Consider the following 20418-nt stretch of genomic DNA (forward strand, 5'->3'; position numbering starts at 1 on the left):
CGGCGAAGTGGGCGAGGAACTGCCGGACGCGGGCGGCGACCCCGGCGCCGCCGCCCGCGTCCGGCAGTTCCTCGCCCACTTCGCCGGGCTCCCCGGAGGTCCCGCTGCCCGACGCGCAGACCGACCCCGGCGCGCTGCCGTGGACGCAGACCCGCCTCACCGGCACCGCCGGTCCCCTGCGCTGGGACGTGGTGGTGCCGCGCTTCTCCGGTGCACCGGTGGCGGCCGAGGTGAACCGGCGGGTGCTCGCCTCCGCCGAGGACGTCCTCGACGAGGCCCGCGCCTCCGTGCAGGACGGCGACCCGCCGCGCACCCTCACCGGCGAGGGCACCGTCACCACCGACGACGGCCGCACCGTGCAGGTGCTGCTGGAGGTCGTCGACAGCACCGAGGGCACCGCCCACCCCACCACCACCCTGGCCTCCACCGTCGTCGACGTCCGGCGCGCCCGCCCGGTGACCCTCGACGCCCTCTTCCCCGACCCGCCGGCGGCCCTCGCTCAGCTCGCCCCCCTCGTCGAGGGCCTCGCCGCCGCGCAGGGCGACCCCGTCACCGTGCCCGAGGGCCTGGCCCCGGAACGGGGGAACTGGGCGACGTGGCAGTCCGTGCCGGACGGGCTCGCCTTCTCCTTCCAGGACTTCCAGCTCGGCGGGCACGGCACCCGCAGCTACGTCGTGCCGTGGAGCGAGGTCGAGGACCTGCTCACCGACGAGCCCCGGGACCTGCTCGCGCCGCCCTGACCCCCGTCGCGCGCCGATCCCGCCGACACCACCGTCCTCAGGCGGTGGGACGTGCGCGCCCTCACCTCGCAGGCCCGGGAACCCACCACCGGTGCACGGCACCTCCTGCGGATCGCGGCCATCCGGGACGCCGGTTCCCGTCTTCGGTTGTGCCACAGACGGTGCAGGCCGTGCGGCGGAACCGCGGCGGCACTGGTGAGCGGATGTGCGAGGCAGCCGGCGTGGCGAGCCGCGGCCCCGTCGCCGCCCACGAACTGCTGCGCCCACCGTGCAGCAACCTGCTGCGCCACCTCGATCCTGCCTCGGGGACGGGGTTCCTCCGCTCCGCCGGTGGAAGGCCTCCGAGCGCCCTGCGCTCACCCTGGACAGCCTCGCAGCCATCTCGCTGGTGCAGGTGCATCTCGGCTGGCCCGCGACGACGTGCGTGAGGTACCTGGACAGCGTGCACCCGTGGTCGGACCGGCTCACGGGCCCCGGTGGTCGCAGCCGATCAGATCGAGGAGCTGCTCTTGGACCGCGGAACCGTCACCTCACCCGTCCCCACGCGCCAGCTCCTCCAGCGCCGCCGTGAAGGCGGCGTTCCACGTGCTCAGGTGCGGCCACACCGCCGCCACCCGCTCCGTCGCCTCCCGCGCCGACACCCCCTCCTCGCGCACCAGCCACGCCCGCAGCACCAGGCCGGTGCGCGAGGCGCCGGCGTGGCAGTGCACGAGCACCCGCCGACCCTCGGCGCGCAGCGCGGCGATGTCGCCGAGCACGTCGTCGAGGACGGTGACGAGCTCGGTGTTGCTGTCGTCGTCGGTGAGGTAGGCGAAGCGCTGCACGTCGTGGCCGAAGCGCCCGCCGGTGCGGCACAGCGAGACCACGGCGAAGTCGCGGTCGCTGCGGCGCGCGCCGTCCAGGTCGGCCGCCCAGACCCCCGGGGTGACCTCCGTGGCGGGCAGGGCGCGGGTGGCGGCAGGCTCGTGCAGGCGCAGGTGGCGCTGCCCGTCCAGCTGCGCGGCCAGCAGTTGCAGGTCGCGCAGCTCCCACACCCGGTCCCCGAACCCGGGAACGCGCCCGTGGACGACGGACGTCCAGCGGATCGGGATGCCGGTGATGCCGGCGCGGGCACCGGCCAGCGCACCGGTGACGCAGGCGAGGGTGTCGGTGTCCCCGCCGAGGTCGACCACCAGGCGCAGCGCCTCCTCGAACGTCGCCGAGCTGCGCAGCGCCCACAGCGCCGAGCCCAGCGTCGGCCACACCGCGCCGTTGGACTCCGTGGCGTCCTGAGGTCTCCACCCCGGGTCGCACACCCGCGCCCACTTCTCCCGGTGCTGCTCCGCCACCAGCGGTAGCGCCGCGGCGATGGCCTCGTCGGCGTCCCCGCCCTCCAGCAGCGCCCGCAGCGCCTCGTGGAACAGCGCGCACCCCTCGCCCGCCGCGGGGTCGCCGTGGGTGAGGGCGCTGATCCGCCGGGCGGCGTCCATGCTCGCCCGCTGCCCGGCGCGCGCGAAGAACACCGCCGCCGGGGTGGCGCGCATGAGCGAGCCGTTGCCCGCGGCGCGGTTCCCGGCGCGCACGTGCTCGGCCGCGGCGGTGTCCCACGGCAGCCCGGAGCCCAGCACCGCGGACGTCTGCACCCCGATGTCCGGCGGGCCGGCCTGTGCCCAGCGCTGGAACCGGACGAACACCTCCGCCTCGTCCAGGCCGCCGTCGTCCACCAGGGACTGCGCGAGCAGCAGCGCCATCTGCGTGTCGTCGGTGAACTCGCCCGGTTCCCAGCCCAGGGAACCGCCGCCGCGCATCTCCGTGGCGCTCCCGCGCGCAGCGGTGGGGAAGCGGGCGCTGAACGCGCCCGGTGGGCCGAACTCGAACGGCGCGCCGAGGGCGTCGCCGACGGCGGAGCCCACGAGGGCACCCATGACCCGGTGCTGACGGTCCACGTGCGTCCTCCACGGTGAGCGCGGTGCTGCCACCACATCATGGCCACACATTCACGACAGCGACGCAGTGGTGCTCGCGCAAGCAGCACCTCGCGGCCCCGCTGGGCGGAAAACCTTGACGCGCCAGCGCGGCAGGAGGTGGCGCAGGAAGGCGGCAAAAGGTAGCGCAAGAAGGCGGCAGGAGGTAGCGCTGCACTGTCGTCGTCCTTACGTCGACCGCCGTCGACCTGTGTGCCCTGCCAGCCGTCGTGTCTGCTCGCAGGAGTGTGACCCGCGAGCGTCATGCCTCAACCGGCGTTGACCAGTGCCGCTTCGGTGAAGAAGTCCATCGGCATCGCGTGGTGCAGCCGCCACGTGATGCTGATGGGTCGCTCGCCCCGGTGCGAGGCGTAGTCAGCCGGCCCGAGGAACAGGTACGGCTCCGCCCCGAGGTCACCCTGCTTGTGCTGCCGCACGAACAGCAGTACGTGGGTGCCGAGCCTGCGGTGGTGCAGGTAGCGCTGACCGGTCGGCGAGGCGACGGTCGTGCGCGACTGCGATTCCCAGTGGAACAGCTCCCGCGTCAGCGGGTAGTCGCGGTACATCGTCGTGGGGGAGTAGTCGCCCTCGGACTTCACGAGGGTGATGAGCAGGGCGTCCGTCTTCCACCGCGGTGCCCACACCACCCCTTCGCGGAACGACATCGGCGGGCGAGTGTCCGTGACGACGCCGAGAGCGCTGACGATCTCGTCGCGCGAGTAGCGGGCGTGCACGCTCAGCGGCAGGTCGGCGAGGTCGCCGGTGAGCTGCGCGGTGGGGTGCCGGGCTGCGTCGAAGGCGAGGTCGACGAGCTGGCTCAGCTCGTCCCGCACGGCGGGTTCCGCGCGCAGCGCCTCGAGGACGGTGGGCAGGTCGCCGGGTGCGCCCGACGGCCACAAGCTCGCGGTGAGCATCCCGGCGAGGTGGCGCTCGAGCGGGGAGAGCGCGTCGGCGCTCACGTCGTCGCTGAGGAGCCGGTGGTAGGCGTCGCGGCGCAACCGGTCGTCGACCTGGGTGACGGCGCGCACCCGCTTGAGCAGGCTGGCCTCCAGCGGTCCGCTGGGCCTGCTCTCCACGCCCGCGCGCCGGCGCAGCGCCGTCCACGACCGGTTGCTGCCGAGGAGCTCGCGCACGCTCAGGCCGCTGGAAGCGAGGAAGTCGGCGATGCTGCCCGACCCCTGCGCGCGCACCTCGTCGACGAGGGCGGGTGCCCGCGGGCTGAGCTGCCGCTTGATGCTGGCGACGACGCGTTCCTGCACGACCTCGTCGAGGACGATGGAGCAGCCGGCCGGCAGGAAGGGGAAGCCCTTCTGCGCCTGCTCCTGCAACGCGCCGCGGCTGACGCCGGTGAGGGCGCGGAAACGGGCGTCGAAGCGGAAGCCGGCGTTCTGGTGCCCGACGAAGTCCAGCGCCGTGAGCACCGCCTTGCCCGGTGCCGTGCGCAGGCCCCGCCCGAGCTGCTGCAGGAACACCGTGGCGGACTCCGTCGGGCGCAGGAAGAGGACGGTGTCCACCTGCGGGACGTCCACGCCCTCGTTGTAGAGGTCGACGGCGAAGAGGACGCGCACCTCGCCGTCCTTCAGCCGCCGCAGCGCTGCCGCGCGCTCCTCGGGTGCGCTGTCCCCGCTGACGGCGAGCGCGTCGATCCCCGCCTCGCGGAAGACGCGGGCCGTGTAGCGGGCGTGCTCGACGCTGACGCAGAAACCGATGGCCCGCATGCTGCCGACGTCGCCCACGCGGCGGCGCAGCTCGCGCAGCACGATGCGAACGCGTGCGTCGTCGCCGGTGTACAGGCCGGTGAGGCCCTCGACGTCGTACCCGCCGCGCCGCCACGTCAGGTCGCGCAGGTCCGTGCCGTCGTCGACGGCGAAGTAGTGGAACGGCACGAGCAGGTCGTCGGCGAGGGCGTCCCACAGCCGCAGCTCCGTCGCGGTGCGCCCGTCGAAGAGCGCCAGCACGTCCTGCCCGTCGGCGCGCTCCGGCGTGGCGGTCAGGCCCAGCAGCTCGACCGGCTGGAGCCGTTCCAGGATCCGCTGGTAGCTGCTCGCGCTGGCGTGGTGGCACTCGTCGAGGACGACGACGTCGTACCGGTGCGGGTCCAGTTGGCCGAGGACCTCCGCGCTCAGCGACTGCACGCTGGCGAAGACGTGCTGCCCGCGCCGGGGCCGTTCACCGCCGACGAGCAGTTCGCCGAACGCGCCGTCCCCGAGGACCTCCCGGTACGTGCGCAGGGCCTGCTCCAGCAGCTCCCGGCGGTGCGCGACGAACAGCAGCGTCAGGTCGCGGCCGTGCTGCTCGCGCAGCTGCCGGTAGTCGAAGGCCGCGAGGACGGTCTTGCCGGTGCCGGTGGCCGCGACGACGAGGTTGCGGTGCCGGTCGTGCAGCTGCCGCTCCCCGGCGAGCTGCTCGAGCATCTCCTGCTGGTGCGGGCGCGGGGTGACCTCCAGCCCCGACAGGTCCACCGGCGTGCCCGGGCCGCGTTGCCCACCGGCCTCCGCCAGCGCGGCGTCCAGGCGGCCGCCGTCGCGCCCGGGCAGGTACGTCTCGAAGCCGCTGCTGGCCCAGTAGCTGTCGAAGGTCGCGTCGAACTTCTCCAGCAGCGGGCGGTTCGCCACCGCCGAGAGCCGCACGTTCCACTCCAGGCCGTCCAGCAGCGCGGAGCGCGACAGGTTGGAGGAGCCCACGTAGGCGGTGCTGAAGCCGGTGGCCCGGTGCACCACCCACGCCTTCGCGTGCAACCGGGTGCGGGTCGTCTCGTAGATGACCTTCACCTCGGCGCCGAACTCGTCGACGAGGGCGTCCAGCGCCCGGCGCTCGGTGGCGCCCATGTAGGTCGTCGTGATGACCCGGAACGGGACGCCCCGCACCTTCAGATCGGCCAGCGCGCTCTCCATCAGCCGCAGCCCGGACCACTTCACGAACGCGCACAGCAGGTCGACCCGGTCGGCGCTGGCCAGCTCCGCCCGCAGCTCCGCCGCCAGGCTGGGGTCGGCGGTGCTGTTCGTCAGCAGCGCCGCCTCGGACAGCGGTGTCGCCGGCCGGACCGTCGACGGCTGCGTCAGCGCGCGCCGACGATGCGCGGCGAGGAGCTGGCGGGGGGCGCCCTTCTCGTCGGGCACGGGGACGGCGCCGTGCTCCCCGAGGACGCCGAGCACGTCGCGCACCAGGGTCAGCCGCTCGCCGTGGTCGCTCCTCGCCTCCAGGGCGCGCTGGACGATCGCGCCGACGTGGCGGGCCAGGACGTGGGGTGCGTCGGCGTCGTCGACGCTGTGGACGACCGTCGACCAGTCCGCGGCTCGGTGCAGGGCTGCTTCGAGGTCGGCGGCGATGAAGGTTTCTTGCAGACCCTCTGCGAGGCCACTGCTCGACGAGCTCTGCTCCACGCTCACCTCGTCACCTTCTCAGACGACCACCTGTCCGATGGGTGGATCGCGTGTCGTCGTGCTGAAGCTGACGGCACAGCGGGGATCGACGGCGGTAGCTTGTGACCGCGGCCCGACAGGCTTCCGCCGCCCGAGCTCCGGCTGGGCACAGGACACGCCCCCACCCGCACGAGACTTCGTGCTGCCTTGGGGATGTCCTGTGTCGTTGGTCCGTCGTTCCGCCGCTCAGCTCCAGGACGAGCTGCCCACCGGATCCGTCGTGGAGGCGCTCATCGAGCAGGTGCTCCACTCGGCGGGCTACCGGCCCAGCCCGAGCGAGGTGGCTTCGTGGAGGGCGAGCCTGCCGGTGCTCGCCACCGACCTCGTCGAGGCCGGCCTCGGGGACGTCGAGGTGCTGCTCGAGCACCAGCTCCCGCTGACGTCGAAGCGCGCCGATGTCGTGCTCGCCGGCGTGCACCCGGTGACGGGCGCTCCCTCGTACGTCGTCGTCGAGCTGAAGCAGTGGAGCTCTGCGCACCGCTTCGAGGGCAACCCCGACCTCGTCGTCGTGCCGGGCACGGCCGGGCCGCCGAAGCTGCACCCGGTTCGGCAGGTGCGCGGGTACGTCGAGTACCTCCTCGACTTCACCCGCTCGCTGGAGTTCGCGAAGGACGCCGTCGCCGGCGTGGCGTACCTGCACAACGCCACTGCACCCGGTGCTGTGGCGGAGCTCGCGGACTACACCATGGACCGCACGGGGTGGCTGTTCACCGGTGCTGAGCGCGGCGCACTGCGCGAGCACCTGCGCAGCCGCCTCGCCCCGGGCGTGCCGGGAGTGGAGGCCGCGGACGAGCTGCTCGGGTCCAAAGTGGCGCCCTCGCGGCAGCTGCTCAAGGTCGCCGCCGACGAGATCCGCGAGCGCGAGCAGTTCCGTCTCGTCGGCGAGCAGCAGGAGGCCGTCGACCTCGTGCTGCACCAGGTGCGGCGGGCGAAGGCCGGCAACAGCAAGCGCATCGTCGTCGTCACCGGTGGTCCGGGCAGCGGCAAGAGCGTCATCGCGCTCTCCCTGCTGGGGGAGCTGTCTCGCGCCGGACAGAGCGTCCTGCACGCCACCGGTTCGCGCTCCTTCACGCAGACGCTGCGCAAGGTCGCCGGACGCCGCTCCCCGCGCGTGCAGTCGATGTTCAAGTACTTCAACCAGTTCATGACCGCCGAGCCCAACGACCTCGACGTGCTCATCCTCGACGAGGCCCACCGCATCCGGGAGACGTCCGTCGACCGCTACACCCGCGCAGAGCTGCGCACCGGCCGGCCGCAGGTCGACGAGCTCATCGCCGCGGCGCGGGTGCCGGTCTTCCTGCTCGACCAGCACCAGGTCGTCCGCCCGGGTGAGATGGGCTCGCTCGAGGAGATCACGCAGCACGCGCAGCGCCTCGGTCTCGACGTGCTCACCGTGGAGCTGGATGCGCAGTTCCGCTGCGGCGGCAGCGCCGAGTACGTGCGCTGGGTGCAGCGGCTGCTCGGCCTCGACGACGCCGGTGTCGAGGACCGGGCCGGCGACGACACCTTCGAGGTGGTCGTCGCGGACACCCCCGAGGAGATGGAGCAGCTCCTCGCCGCCAAGCGGGAGGAGGGCTACTCCGCGCGCATGTCTGCCGGCTACTGCTGGCCGTGGAGCAAGACGCCCGCCCCGGACGGCGGCCTGGTGCCGGACGTGCGCATCGGCGACTGGGCGCGGCCGTGGAACGTGCCCGGCGACCGCGCCGTCGGCGACGCTCCGCCGGCCGCGCTCTGGGCGACCGAGCCCGGCGGCTTCGGGCAGGTCGGCTGCATCTACACCGCGCAGGGCTTCGAGTACGACTGGAGCGGGGTGATCATCGGTCCGGACCTGCTGTGGCGGGACGGCCGCTTCATCAGCGAGCGTTCCGCCAACAAGGACCCCGACTTCCGCAACCGCACGAGGGTGGGTGACGCGGACTTCGACCGGCTGGTGCGCAACGTCTACAAGGTGCTGCTCACCCGGGGGATGGTCGGGACGGTGCTGTACTCCACGGACGAGGAGACGCGACGGCAGCTGCGGCGTCTCGTGCGGAAGAGCTGACCAGCCTCCCCCCATCATCAAGGTTGTCGTACAACCTTGATTACGATGTCAGCGTGTCCCGCCTCGTGAGTGTCGTCTGGAGTCCCGACCCGGCAGACGTGGCAGGGTTGCCCCGACGTCACCGCCAGCCCTGCCGCTACGACGCCTTCGTCCCCGACCCCCTCGTGGGGCGAGAGGTGCTCCTGCCCGCCGACGTGATCGCCGACATCTCCGACGCCGAGCGCGCCGTGCAGACGCTCAACTCGACAGTCTTCCGCGGCTGTGAGGCGATCGCCCGGTTGCTGCTGCGCGCCGAGGCGGTGGCGTCCTCTCGCATCGAGGGCCTGGAGATCGGCGGCCGTCGGCTGGCGCGCGCCGACGCCGCGCGCGCCGCGGACGGCTCCTCGCCCGACGAGGGCGCCGCCGAGGTGCTCGGCAACATCGACGCCATGCGTGCGGCCGTCGACGACGTGGCGCGCCGGCCGCGGGTGGGCGTCGACGGCATCCGCGACATCCACCGCGCCCTGCTGGCCGGCACCCGGGACGCCTCGTGGGCCGGGCAGGTGCGCGAGCGGCAGAACTGGATCGGTGGGTCGAGCTACAACCCGTGCCGCGCGGACTTCGTGCCCCCGCCGCCCGGCGAGGTCGGTGCGCTGCTGGAGGACCTCGCCGAGTACCTGGAGTCCGATGGGCACCCCCCGCTGGTGCAGGCCGCTCTCGCGCACGCGCAGTTCGAGACCATCCACCCCTTCGCCGACGGCAACGGCCGCACCGGCCGGGCGCTCATCCACGTGGTGCTCACCCGGCGCGGCCTGAGCCCGCGGCACGTGCCCCCGATCAGCCTGGTGCTGGCCACCCGCAGCCAGGACTACGTCGCCGGGCTCACCGCGTACCGCGCGGCGCCGGAGGACCCTGGCGGCCTGGCCGAGTGGGTCGCCGTCTTCGCCGCGGCCACCACCGAGGCGTGCGGGCGCGTCGCCGGGCTCACCACCGGTCTCGCGGAGCTGCGGGAGCGGTGGCGCGAGGCCGTCGGGACCGTGCGCGCCGGCTCCACCGTGGCGCAGCTGCTCGACGAGGTCCTGCCGCAGGCGCCGGTGCTCACCGTCGCCCAGCTGGTCAGGCTCACCGGGCGCTCCGCGCAGGCGGTCAACGAGGCCGTCGACCGCCTGCACACCGCCGGCGTCCTGCGGCAGACCACCGCCGGGCGGCGCAACCGCGCCTTCGAGGTCGACGGGCTCATCGACCTCATCACCGGGTTCGAGCGGTCCCTGGCCTCACCGGCCGGGGACACCGCAGTAGAGCCACCGGCGCGGCCGGTGCCGCGGCGACCGGGACGCTGACGTGTTGGGCAACAAGGGGTACTGGCAAGGCTGGAACGTAGGTGCTGTGCGGGTCGCATCAGCGTCGACACCGCCCTTCACCGCTGAGTCCGTCCATCGTGTCCGTCGATCCAGCGCAGCACGCGCGTGGTACGTGAGCGTGGCGGGGGCAGCAGCGAGGCCCGCTCCCGCAGCGTCTCGCACGAGACGAGCCCGGCCCCGATGAGCGCGGAGACGAACTCGTAGTCCTTCATGCGTGCTGCGACGAGCTTGGCGATCGCCAGGTCGTGCACCTCCAGGCAGTGCGCCCGCCCCGGTTCGCTGGACCGGCTCTCCCACACGACCACCCGCCCGCGCCAGCCCTGGGGCAGGACCGCGGTGCTCACGGACACGCCCTGGGCGTAGTAGCCGTACATCTGGTGGAAGCCGCTGTCCTCGCCGATCGCGCCGTCCACCGCGTCGGACTTCAGGTCGTGCGGGTCGTCCCAGAAGGTGACGTCCGCCTCCACGGAACCGATCACCGGGTCGGGCAGGTCGTCCTCGTCGAAGGAGCCCAGGATCGACTGCGAGCCGATCACGACCACGTCGCGGTCGTCGGCGATCTGGCTGGCCGCCCGAAGGATGTGCGCCAGGTGTGCGCGCTTCACTCCGCGCCCCACGGCGAGGACGTCGAGGAGTGCTGTGCGAAGGCCTCGCGCACGCGCCGGCGCTCCTCCTCGGACAGCACGGCGGCGAAGGGGGAGTTCTGGCGCAGTTCCCGCGCCCGCGGGGACGGGGAGGTGAGGGCCGTGAGGATGCCCTCGACGGGACCATCGAGCAGGTCGGCCCACTCCGCCAGCCACTTCGCCACCTGCCCGCGGGAGTGGCGCTCGCGCAGGACGGCCAGGTTGGCGCGCGCCTGCGCGATCGTGGCTTCCGGGTCGGTGACCAGGTGGCCGGCGACGGCGTGCCCCAGCCACAGGCTGCGGCGCTGGTCTCGGCTCAGCCGGGCGCCCGTGGCGCGCAGCGCCTCGACGTCGGCGCGGCGCACCCGGCGGTGCACGCCCGTCGTCGTGTGGGGCAGGTCGCCGCGCTCGCACAGGTTGACGACGTGCTGGCGCGAGACCCCGAGGAGGCGCGCGGCCTCGCCGGTGGTCAACCACTCCTCGCTGACCGAGGACCGCGTGTTCTCGAAGACGGCGGTGCGCACGTGAATAGGGTACGACCCCAAGCACAACAAACGCAACGCCAGTGCTCGCGCGTTGCGTCTCTAGCGGCAAGCTCCAGGCGTCGGTCACCGGGGGCGCGCCAGTGCGGCGGTGACCCTGGTGATCGCGGTCGTCGGAGGGCGGTGTGACGCCGAGGGCGTGGACGCTGGCCGTCAGCCCTCGCGGTGCGCGGTGAGCGTCAGCCGCCACGTGAGCCCACCGTCGATGTCGAGCACGCCGCTCTGCCCGGCGCCCGCGACCGCGAGGTCCGCGGCCGCGCCGAGCAGCGGCTCCACACCCACCGACCGGTACGGCGCCGCCTCCGGCCACCCGTGGAGGTTGCGCCACACCACGAGGGACACCGGCCCTGCGCCGCGCATCACCCGCCACCGCAGGGACAGCCGGTGGGCGCCGTCGAGGACGTCGACGCGGTCGGTGGCGACGACGGCGCAGCGGGCGGTGCCGTCGTCGGGGCCGAGGACGTCGAGCGGCACACCGGCGCCGTCGGGCAAGGTGGTCCGCGTGGATCCGCCGGGCGCCGGCTGGTCGAGCACCGTCACGGCCGGTGCGCCGGGGACGAGGAGGCGGGCGGTGGGGGAGAGGTCGAGGAGGGCGTGCACGGCGTGCAGCACGCGCGCGCCGGGCGGGCCGGACACGTCGTAGGTCGCGACCACCGCGCCGTCCTCGACCACCAGCGACCGGCGCAGCGACAAGGAACCCGTCCGCACCGACGCGCACCCCGGTCCCTCGGTGGTCCACGGGCGCGACCACACGTCGCCGTGGTCGGGTTCTCCGCGCAGGGTGGGGAAGCACTCCTCCACCCCGCCCGCGTCGACGAACGCGTCACCTGGGCGCACGGTGGCTCGCGCCGACGCGGGCACGGCGGGGTTGCGCCACAGCCACTCCCGCTCGGGGGTGCGCAGGGACGTCCACCGCCCGCCGCGGGCGTCGTCGGTCTGCACCACCAGCGGCCGCGGTCGCCAGCCGCTCCCACTCCCGCTCACACGCGGTCCAGCACGAGCACGTCGCAGTCGCCGCACGACCACGTCACCACCAGCCCGTCCTCCGCAGCGAACACCGGGGAGGACCCCGGGTCACCGCCACGCGCACGCAGCCGGGTCCCGGCGGGCAGGTCGCCCAGCGGCACCCGCCAGGTGGCGGGGCGGCCCGGCCGCGCCCACGCCAGCACGACCACCGTCGCCTCGCCCGTGTACTGCACCGCGTACTCGGGATCGGCGGGCGTGCCGTGCCGGCGCACCAGGCCGCCGTGCAGGACGTGGCGCACGGAGCGGTGCAGCGCCACGAGCTCGCGCACCCGCGCGCGCTGCTCGGGGCTCCAGCGCAGCAGGTCCCCGCCCAGGCCCATCACCCCGGCCATCGCGACGACGCACCGGAAGTCGACGCTGACCGGTTCGCGGTCCAGGACATCCAGCTCGTCGGTCACCCACGAGCTCATCACCCACGCCGGGTACGCGGACAGGAAACCGTGCTGCACGGCCAGCCGGTCGCGCGGGCCGGTCTCGTCGCTGGGCCAGACCACGTCGGTGCGGGCCAGCACCGCCAGGTCGATGCGGCCGCCGCCGCCCGCGCACGCCTCCACCGTGACGTGGGGGAACTCCGCGCGCAGCGCGTCCAGCACCCGGTGGTAGGCCTGCGTGTGCCGCCACGACCAGTCGTCCCCGCCGGGCACGGCGGCGCCGCCGTCGGTGACGGCGCGGTTCAGGTCCCACTTCAGGTAGCTGATCCCGTAGCGAGTGAGCAGGCGGCGCAGCGTCGCCAGCACCCACGCCTCCACCTCCGGCCGGCCCACGTCGAGGAGGAGCTGGTGGCGCAGGCGCACCGGGTCCCGGCCCGGCGCGCGGTGCACCCAGTCGGGGTGGGCGCGGTACAGGTCGCTGTCCTCGTTGACGGCCTCCGGTTCCACCCACAGCCCGAAGCACAGGCCCCGCTCGCGCACGCCCGCGATCAGCGGCTCCAGCCCGCCGGGGAACTTCGCCGCGTCGACCTCCCAGTCGCCGAGCCCCGCGCGGTCGCAGGTGCGGCCGCGGAACCAGCCGTCGTCGACGACGAACACCTCCGCGCCCAGGTCGGCGGCCGCGTCGGCCAGCGCGAGCTGGTGCTCCACCCGCACGTCGAAGCCGGTGGCGTACCAGGAGTTCGCCACCACCGGCCGGTGCTCGGAGCCCGTGGAGCGAGCCAGGGTGCGCTGGTAGGCGTGCCAGGCCTGGGCGGCCTCGTCAGCTCCGCCCGGCACCCACAGCCCCGCCAGCCCCGGGGTGGTCACCGACCCGCCCGGCGGCAGCGTCACGACGCCGGACTCGTCGTCGGGGCCGCCCGAGACGCGCACGTGGTCGGTGAACGGCACGGTCTCCACCTGCAACCGCCACGACCCGCTCCACGCCAGCGCCACCGCGTACGTGCCGGTCGCCCGGCTCTCGCGGTCGTCGCGGGCGCGGACGGTGACGACGGGGGAGGCGCCGTGCGAGGTGAGGCCCTGCCGGCTGCCCAGGCCGAACGTGCCCACGGGCAGGTCCACGACGGCCTCGGTGAACTCCCGCGACCACGCCCCGGTCAGCGTGCCGATGCGCGCGCCCGGCCCCACGGGTGGGGTGAACGCGCCGCCCCAGCAGCGCAGCAGCTCCACCGCGTGGGGCGAGCGGTTGCGCACCACGGCGTGCTTGGTGACCACGTCGTGGGTGGTGCTGCTGCGCAGCACCAGCTCCACGTCCACCTGCGCCACCTCGTCGGTGAACGGCGCGCGCAGCTCGTGCGCGTCCCGCTCGACCGTGAGCGTCACCTCGCCGGCGGGGCGCAGCCGGGCGCCGCGCAGCCCGTCGGCGCGGCGCACCACGAGCTCGGCGGCGTGCGCGGAGCGGGTGCCCAGGGCGGTGGCCTCCAGCGGCAGCAGGTCCAGCGGCGTCTCGAAGGACGTGCGCCGCGGCGCCGGGGCCGGCTGCGCGCCGCCACGCGCGCCCCAGTGCACGCGCACCAGGCCTGCTCCGTGCGGGGCGGGCGCGACGACGTGCTCACCGGAGCGGGTCGGCAGGACCCACGTCCCGCTCACTTGTTCGAGCCCACCAGCAGCCCGGAGACGAACTGCTTCTGGAAGAGGAAGAACACGATGGCCGTGGGGACCGCTGCCACCAGGGAGGCTGCGGCGATGACGTTCCACGCGCTGGAGTAGCCGCCCATGAGGTTCAGCAGCGCCGCCGTGATCGGGAACTTCGACTCCGAGCGCAGCACCGTCAGCGCCCAGATGAGGTCGTTGAAGATCCACGTCGTGGCCAGGGCCGCCAGCGCCGCCATCGCCGGGCGGCTCAGCGGCAGGACGATCCGCCAGTAGATGCGCCCCGCGCCCGCCCCGTCCAGACGGGCGGCCTCGAACAGCTCCTCCGGCAGCCCGCGCATGAACCCGTGCAGCACGAAGGTGTAGAAGCCGATGCCGAAGCCCACCTGCACCGCCACGAGCGCGAAGAGGGTGTCGGCGATGCCCAGGGACTCGCTGATCCGCGCCACCGGCACCAGCAGGATCTGCGGGGGCAACAGGTTGCCGGCCAGCATCGCCAGCAGGATCGTCTTGCGCCCGGGGATCGCGAAGCGGCTCAGCGCGTACGCCGCCCACGAGGACAGCGCCAGCGAGGCCAGCACCGCGGCCGCGGTCACCGCGATGCTGTTGCCCAGCGCCCGCACCAGCCCGCCGCCGCTGAAGGCCGTCGCGAAGCCGTCGAGGGTGAAGGAGGCGGGCAGCGCGGCCAGCCCGCGCGCGGCGATGTCGTCGAAGGAGCGGAACGCGATGAGGGCCACGTAGACGACCGGGCTCAGCCACAGCAGGGTCAGCGGGACCATGACGACGTGCAGCCACGGCGAGCGGGCCCGCCGCGGCTTGCGCCACTGCTGGGGCGTCGCGGCCGTGCCGGGGGTGAGGGTGGTGGCGCTCACGACTGCTCCTCCGCGCGGGCCTGGCGGGCCAGGTAGGTGATGATGAATCCGATCGCCAGGACGAAGATGACGACCGCGATCGCCGAGGCGTAGCCGAGGTTCCCCGACGTGAACGCCTGCTGGAACATGTACGTGCTCAGCAGTTGCGTCGTGTTGTAGGGGCCGCCGCGGGTCATCGCCCACACGATGTCGAAGGTGCGCAGCGAGTCGATGACGGTGACCGCGAAGACCACCGTGTTCACCCCGCGCAGCTGCGGCATGACGATGTGCCAGAAGCGCTGCCAGGCGCTCGCGCCGTCGACGGCCGCGGCCTCCTCCAGCGTCGCGTCGCAGCCCTTCAGCCCCGCCAGGTACAGGACCATGATGTAGCCGACCTGGCGCCACACCGCGGCCACGAGGATCGCGGCCAGCGCCACGTCGGGGTCGGCCAGCCACTGCCGTGTCAGCGAGCCCAGCCCCACCGCCTCCAGGCCGGCGTTGACCGGTCCGCCCGGCTGGTACATCACCCGCCAGAACAGGCCCGTCACCGCCATCGAGACGACCATCGGCAGGTAGATCGCGCTGCGGTAGAAGCCCACCCCGCGCCCGGGCCGGTTCAGCGCCACCGCCAGCGCCAGGCCGCCGACCACGGACAGGACGCCGAAGCCGAGCACCCACAGGGCGTTGTTGGTCAGCGCCGTGCGGAAGATCGGGTCCTGGGCCAGGTCGGCGAAGTTCGCAAGGCCCACCGGCTCGGCCGGGGAGATGCCGTCCCAGCGGGTCAGCGAGAGCGAGAAGGAGTTGGCCGCCGGCCAGAAGACCCAGAACAGCTCCACCGCCACCGGCACCAGCAGGAACACCCACACCAGCAGCGGCACCCGCCGCAGCCGCGCGCCCAGCGACGGGCCGCCCGGCCGGGCGGTGCCGCCGCCGCGGCCGGCGGTGCGCGGGGCGCCGGTGCCCCGCCCCGCCGGCCGGGCCGCGGCCGACACGTCGCTGCTCACTGCCCGAAGACCCCTTCCGCGGCCCGCTGCCACTCCTGCAGGATCCGGTCGCGCGAGCCCGGGTCGGCGAGGAACTGCGTCAGCGCGGTGTCCGCCGTCGTCTGCAGCGCGTCGGAGGAGTCCCGGTTGAAGAACTGGGTGATCTCCTGCGTGGAGTTCAGCAGCTCGATGCCCTTCTGCACCAGCGGGCTGAACGCCGAGGTGTCGACGTCCGGGGAGGTGGGCAGGTTGGAGGAGCCGGACTGCTCGATGAACGCCTGCTGCTGCTCCGGGGCGGCCAGGTAGGACAGGAAGGCGATCGTCGCGTCCGGGTCGGAGGTGCCGGCCGCGGCGAAGTAGCCGTCCGTGGGGGCCTCCTCGGCCGTCGGCACGGCCGGGTCGATCACCGGGACGGAGAAGAAGTCCAGGTCGTCGCGCTGGTCCTCGGGGAAGTACTGGGTGACGAAGGCGCCGATGAGGTACATGCCGGCCTGGTCCTGCGCCATCGGCACCGCCGCGTCCTGCGCCGAGTACGAGCCCATGTCGGGGTCGAAGTACGGGATGAGCCGCTCGTACTGCTCCATGACCGCCACGACCTCCGGGTCGGTGAAGGAGTGCTCCCCGGCCAGCAGTTCGCGGTGGTACTGGGCGCCGTTGAGGCGCAGGTCCAGGTAGTCGAACCACCCCGAGGCCATCCACGGGGTCGAGCCGATCCCGTTGGCCAGCGGCGCCACGCCCTGGCCCGAGAGGTTCTCGCACAGCGCGAGGAACTCGTCCCACGTCGCCGGCGGCTGCACGCCCCAGCGCTCGAAGGCGCTCTTCCTGTAGAAGACGGACCACCAGTAGTAGTTGGTGGGGACGAAGATCTGCGTGCCGTCCTCGGCGGTGGAGAGGTTCTTCAGCGCCTCGGAGAAGCCCGCGCACGCGCCGTCGCCCTCCCACATGCCGGAGACGTCCAGCAGCAGGCCCTGCGCGGCGTAGTCGCGGGCCACCGACCCGGCGTACCAGCTCATCACGTCCGGCGGGTCGTTGGAGCGCAGGTAGTTGGTCAGCTGGGCGCGGAACTGCTCGGTGGCGACGGAGTTCATCGTCACCTCGCCGTCGTAGGCCTGCACGAGCGCCTCGAGGGCGGCCTTGGGGGCGGTGTCCTGGATGGAGTTCTGGAAGACGACGCCACCGCCACCGCCGCCGCCCCCTCCGCCGCCGGCGGCCGCGCCACCGCCCTCCGAGCCGCTGGTGCCGACGCAGCCGGTCAGCAGGCCGGCGCCGCCGAGGCCGGCCGTGGCCGCGAGCAGGCTGCGCCGCGAGAGTCGGGAGTTCATCGTCGAACCTCCTGTGCGCCGTCGTCGGCGCGGTCGGGGTGGGTGGGGGTGGTGCCGGTCAGGAGGGCCGCGCACTCGCGCTGCAGGGCGACGTCGGCCCACATGCTGTGCTGCGGCGCGGCGTTGGAGCAGACCACCGCGCCCCACGCGCCGAGGCGGTGCGCCTCGCGCACGGCCCGGCGGCACAGCTCCGCGCCCACCGGTCCCTCCTCGAAGCGCCCGTGCTTGGGGGTGTAGCCGACGTAGCCCTCGCCGAGCACGAGGGGGACCCCGCGCGCGGCGGCCCAGTCGGCGGCCACCTCCAGCCACAGGGTGAGCTTCTGCTCCACGGCCAGGCGGTGCTCGCCCCAGCGCTCGTACAGCCAGCGGTCGAAGGCGGCCGGGTCGCACCAGTCGTGCACGTACACCTCGGGCAGCGAGACGACCGTGGCCTCCAGCTTCCAGGCGTTGGCCTCACCCGGCCCCCAGTCCTCGACCGCGGGGGCGCCCGGGCGCAGCAGCGGCGCCGCCCGCTCGCGGGAGAACTCCTCCACGGGCCCGCGCAGGCCGAAGACGTCGATGAGCTCCTGCAGGTTGCCGTAGGCGTAGGGGTGCACGACGAGGACGTCCGCGCTGGGCGGCACCGCGCTCAGCGCGCCGACCGGCACCCCGGCGTAGTTCACCGTGCACAGCCGGTCCGGGTGGCGCTGCTTGAAGCGGCGGATCCCGCGCTCGAGCCGGTCGGTCAGCGCCGGCACCGCCGCCTCGCCGCGCGGCACGCCCAGGCCGTCGACGAGGAAGCCGATCTGGACCTCGTTGTGCAGCTCGGTGAACAGCACCGTCTCGTCCAGACCCTCCTCGACGAGCAGGTCGATCAGGTCGGCGTGCGCGTCGGCCAGCACCTCCGCGCGCTGCTCGGGCTCCACCGCGTGCAGGGCCTCGTACCAGTCCGGGTCGAGGGCGAACGAGGGCGACTGCTGGTACTCCCAGCTGGAGACGATGACGTGCACGCCGTGGCGCTGCGCGGCGCGGAAGAACGCCAGGGTGTGCTCCCGCGCGTCGATCGTGCTCTCGTGCGCCACGTCGTACCAGCGCACGCCCTGCCCGTACTCCCCGCCCAGCGGCCCCAGCCGCAGCGCGGAGGTGTCCACGCCGGAGCGGAACAGCAGGAACGGCATCGCGCAGATCCGCACGGTGTCGTACCCGCGCTCCACCGCCTGCGCGAAGGCCGCGTCGAGGTCCTCGAACGGCTCGCCCGGCCCGGTGCGCACGTACCAGGAGAAGTCCCACAGGCTGATGACGAGCTTCTCCGGCGCACCGGCCGGCAGGTTCCGCGTGGCGCTCACCGGGCCACCTCCTCGATCCGGGTGACGGGTCCGTCGGGCTGGGCGTCGGGCTGGGCGTCGGGCTGGGCGGTGGCCGCGCCCAGCAGCCCGGGGCGGGTGGCCAGGGCGTGCGCCAGGTCGGCCGCGTGCCGGCTGGCCGCCAGGCGCGGGTCGGCCAGCAGCTCGCGGGCGCGGTCGTCCTCGCCGTCCAGCAGCGCCAGCTGCGCGTCCAGCACCGCCACCCGCCGGTCGCGCACGGCCAGCGGGTCCTCCTCGAACAGCAGCAGGTCCGGCAGCGAGGTGGCGAAGTAGTCCACCACCGGCACCGCCGCCGCGAACGCGTCGCGGAAGCGGCGCAGCGAGGCGGTCAGCGGCCCGTCGTCGCGGCCCAGCCGGCGCAGCGCCAGCACCGAGGAGAACGTCGCCTCGCTGTGCTCCTGCGTGCTCATCCCCAGGAAGTCCCCGCGGTGCTCGGCCGCCGCCGCCCACGCCGCGCGCGCCGCGCCCGCGTCACCGGCCGCGGCCAGCGCCTCGCCCAGCAGCAGGTGCAGCTGCGCCGTCGCCGCCAGCGGGTGGCGCGCCTCGCCCAGGCACGCCGGGCTCTCCAGCGCCGCCCGCAGGTGCGCCACCGCCGCGGCCGGGTCGTCCGCGAGCGCCTCCACGGCCAGGCGGGTGCGGGCTCGCTCCCACGCCGAGAGCACCTGCCCCTCCCCGCCCTCCCACGGCTGGAACGTGCGGGAGGTCAGCAGCTCCACGGCCCGCGCGGCGCCGCCGGTGCTCACCAGCAGGTGCGCGACCTCCACGAGGGCGTCGTCGCGCTGCTCGGCCAGGTCCCAGCGCTCCCGCCAGCGCGCCAGCCGCTGCTGCGCGCCCACCCCGCGCAGCGCGTCGAGCTGGTCCACCTCGAAGCGCAGCCGCGCCTCGTCCGGGGCGGCCTGCTCCGCGCGCGCGTACGCCGCGCGGGCGGCTTCGAGGTCGCGGTGGTCGTTGACCAGCGCCAGGCCGAGGTTGCGGTGCGGCACCGGGTCGCCCGGGGCGCCTTCCGCCCCGGCCCGCCAGTCGGCGACGGCGTCGGCGTGCCGGCCCGCCGCGTACAGCCAGTGCCCGCGCAGGGCGCGCGCCCGCGGGTCGGCGGCCGAGGCGCTCAGCGCGGCCACGTCCTCGCGCCGGCCGGGGAAGCACCACGTGGTGTCGCGCGCCGCGGCGTCGGCGCGCGCGGCGGCCGCCTGCGCGGTGCGGCCCAGGCGGTCCAGCACCAGGGCCCGGTGGTGCGCCAGCAGCGGCCCGGCCGCCGGCTGCCCCGCCGCGCGCAGCGGCTCGCGCTCCTCGGCCTCGTCCAGGACGCGCAGCGCGCCCGCCAGCTCCCCGGCGCCGGCCAGTTCCAGGGCCACGTCCAGGCAGGTCTGCGCGTCGGCGCTGGTGGGCAGGCCGGCCAGGTGCCGCAGCCACGCGTCCAGCGGGTCCAGGGCGCGCGCGGCGGCCAGCACCGTGCCGGTGTCCTCGCCGAGCCGGCGGCGGCACACCACCTCCAGCGCGGTGGCCTGCAGGTGCTCCGGCTCCACCCGGCGCACGTCGGCCAGCCGGTGCAGCGCGGCCCGCGTGCGCCCGGCGCGCGCGTCCAGGCGCGCCATCCGGTACCCGGCCGGTCCCCGCCACGCCCGCGCCCACGACGCGCGCCCGTAGGCGTCGTAGGCCTCGTCCTCGCGCCCGCGGGCCTCCAGGACCACGCCCAGCAGGTACAGCGCGGTGGTGTCGCGCGGCGTGGGGTGGCGGGAGGTCAGGCGCTCCACGGCGCGGCGCAGCAGCTGCTCGGCCTGCTCGTCCAGGCCGGCGCGGTAGGCGCGCACCGCCAGGCCCACCAGGCTGGGCACGTGCCCGGGGTCGCGGGCCAGCGCCTCGCGCCAGTACGGCTCGGGGGAGCGGGTGGCGTGCCGGTACAGCTCCAGGTGCTCGGCGGTCAGCGCCAGCTCCTCCACGCTGGCCACGTCCGCCGGCGCGGGCGGTTCGGTGGCCGGGCCGGGGACCTCCCCGATCCCCGCGCGCTGCTCGGCTGTGCTCCAGCGCACCAGCTCCCGGCCCTCGTGCACCACCGAGACCTCCACGTCGCCGGCGGGCACCGCGTGCACGCGCAGCAGCGCCGCCGAGGGGTCCAGGTCGACCGTCTCGACCGCCACGACGTCCCCGCCGGCGCGCAGCTCCACCCGCACCCGGGTGCGGCTGGCCGTCGTCGTCACCCGCCCGCGCGCCGGGGTGCGGGTGG

General features: G+C 74.6%; 13 protein-coding genes and 1 pseudogene. 3 read left to right on the top strand and 11 right to left on the bottom strand.

Annotated elements, in window-relative coordinates:
- A partial coding sequence (locus tag GTR00_RS02120; RefSeq protein WP_166610007.1) for a hypothetical protein occupies positions 1-740 on the top strand: 740 nt, incomplete at its 5' end.
- 530 nt (positions 741-1270) lie between these two features.
- On the opposite strand, the gene GTR00_RS02125 is transcribed toward GTR00_RS02120, so the two are convergent.
- A complete protein-coding gene (locus GTR00_RS02125) occupies positions 1271-2665 on the bottom strand; it encodes an ADP-ribosylglycohydrolase family protein (RefSeq protein ID WP_166610008.1) in 1395 nt (464 codons plus the stop codon).
- A gap of 287 nt (positions 2666-2952) precedes the next feature.
- Positions 2953-6066 carry a DUF3427 domain-containing protein gene (locus GTR00_RS02130; protein WP_407659578.1) on the bottom strand — a complete coding sequence of 1038 codons (3114 nt, stop codon included), beginning with the start codon at positions 6064-6066 and terminating at the stop codon, positions 2953-2955.
- A gap of 199 nt (positions 6067-6265) precedes the next feature.
- On the opposite strand from GTR00_RS02130, the gene GTR00_RS02135 reads away from it, so the two are divergent.
- Positions 6266-8146 carry a DNA/RNA helicase domain-containing protein gene (locus GTR00_RS02135; protein WP_407659576.1) on the top strand — a complete coding sequence of 627 codons (1881 nt, stop codon included), beginning with the start codon at positions 6266-6268 and terminating at the stop codon, positions 8144-8146.
- A gap of 98 nt (positions 8147-8244) precedes the next feature.
- Positions 8245-9465, top strand: coding sequence for a Fic family protein (locus GTR00_RS02140; protein WP_407659577.1), 1221 nt, complete (start codon positions 8245-8247; stop codon positions 9463-9465).
- A gap of 77 nt (positions 9466-9542) precedes the next feature.
- Here the strand turns inward: GTR00_RS02140 and GTR00_RS02145 are convergent, their stop codons facing one another.
- The 9 genes and pseudogenes from GTR00_RS02145 to GTR00_RS02185 all read right to left on the bottom strand — a co-directional run.
- Entirely contained in the window at positions 9543-10091 is a 549-nt protein-coding gene (locus tag GTR00_RS02145) for a DUF6036 family nucleotidyltransferase (RefSeq protein WP_166610010.1), read from the bottom strand.
- On the bottom strand, positions 10088-10633 hold the full coding sequence (locus tag GTR00_RS02150) for a helix-turn-helix domain-containing protein (protein WP_166610011.1): 546 nt from the start codon (positions 10631-10633) through the stop codon (positions 10088-10090). The genes GTR00_RS02145 and GTR00_RS02150 overlap by 4 nt, the downstream gene beginning before the upstream one ends.
- A gap of 171 nt (positions 10634-10804) precedes the next feature.
- Complete coding sequence (locus tag GTR00_RS02155) at positions 10805-11596, bottom strand: hypothetical protein (RefSeq protein ID WP_205704857.1); 792 nt, start codon at positions 11594-11596, stop codon at positions 10805-10807.
- Between the two features lie 35 nt (positions 11597-11631).
- Positions 11632-13695, bottom strand: a complete 2064-nt coding sequence (locus GTR00_RS02160) for an alpha-galactosidase (RefSeq protein WP_166610012.1) — start codon at positions 13693-13695, stop codon at positions 11632-11634.
- A complete protein-coding gene (locus GTR00_RS02165; protein WP_166610018.1) occupies positions 13692-14477 on the bottom strand; it encodes a carbohydrate ABC transporter permease in 786 nt (261 codons plus the stop codon). The genes GTR00_RS02160 and GTR00_RS02165 overlap by 4 nt, the downstream gene beginning before the upstream one ends.
- Positions 14478-14566: 89 nt before the next feature.
- On the bottom strand, positions 14567-15553 hold the full coding sequence (locus GTR00_RS25435) for a carbohydrate ABC transporter permease (protein ID WP_205704859.1): 987 nt from the start codon (positions 15551-15553) through the stop codon (positions 14567-14569).
- Positions 15550-16854, bottom strand: coding sequence for an ABC transporter substrate-binding protein (locus GTR00_RS02175; RefSeq protein ID WP_166610013.1), 1305 nt, complete (start codon positions 16852-16854; stop codon positions 15550-15552). The genes GTR00_RS25435 and GTR00_RS02175 overlap by 4 nt, the downstream gene beginning before the upstream one ends.
- Positions 16851-18179: a cellulase-like family protein gene (locus tag GTR00_RS02180; protein ID WP_205704860.1), complete on the bottom strand. Its 1329-nt coding sequence runs from the start codon at positions 18177-18179 to the stop codon at positions 16851-16853. Before GTR00_RS02180 ends, GTR00_RS02175 begins: the two co-directional genes overlap by 4 nt.
- A pseudogene (locus GTR00_RS02185) lies at positions 18176-20418 on the bottom strand (DUF5107 domain-containing protein); the annotation flags it as partial. The gene GTR00_RS02180 and the pseudogene GTR00_RS02185, both read right to left, overlap by 4 nt.

Source organism: Kineococcus indalonis, assembly GCF_009906395.1.
Taxonomy (GTDB): Bacteria; Actinomycetota; Actinomycetes; order Actinomycetales; family Kineococcaceae; genus Kineococcus; species Kineococcus indalonis.

Coding starts and splice junctions, on each gene's coding strand:
- GTR00_RS02165 (WP_166610018.1), bottom strand. CDS start 14,477: ATGGTCCCGCTGACCCTGCTGTGGCTGAGCCCGGTCGTCTACGTGGCC.
- GTR00_RS02175 (WP_166610013.1), bottom strand. CDS start 16,854: ATGAACTCCCGACTCTCGCGGCGCAGCCTGCTCGCGGCCACGGCCGGC.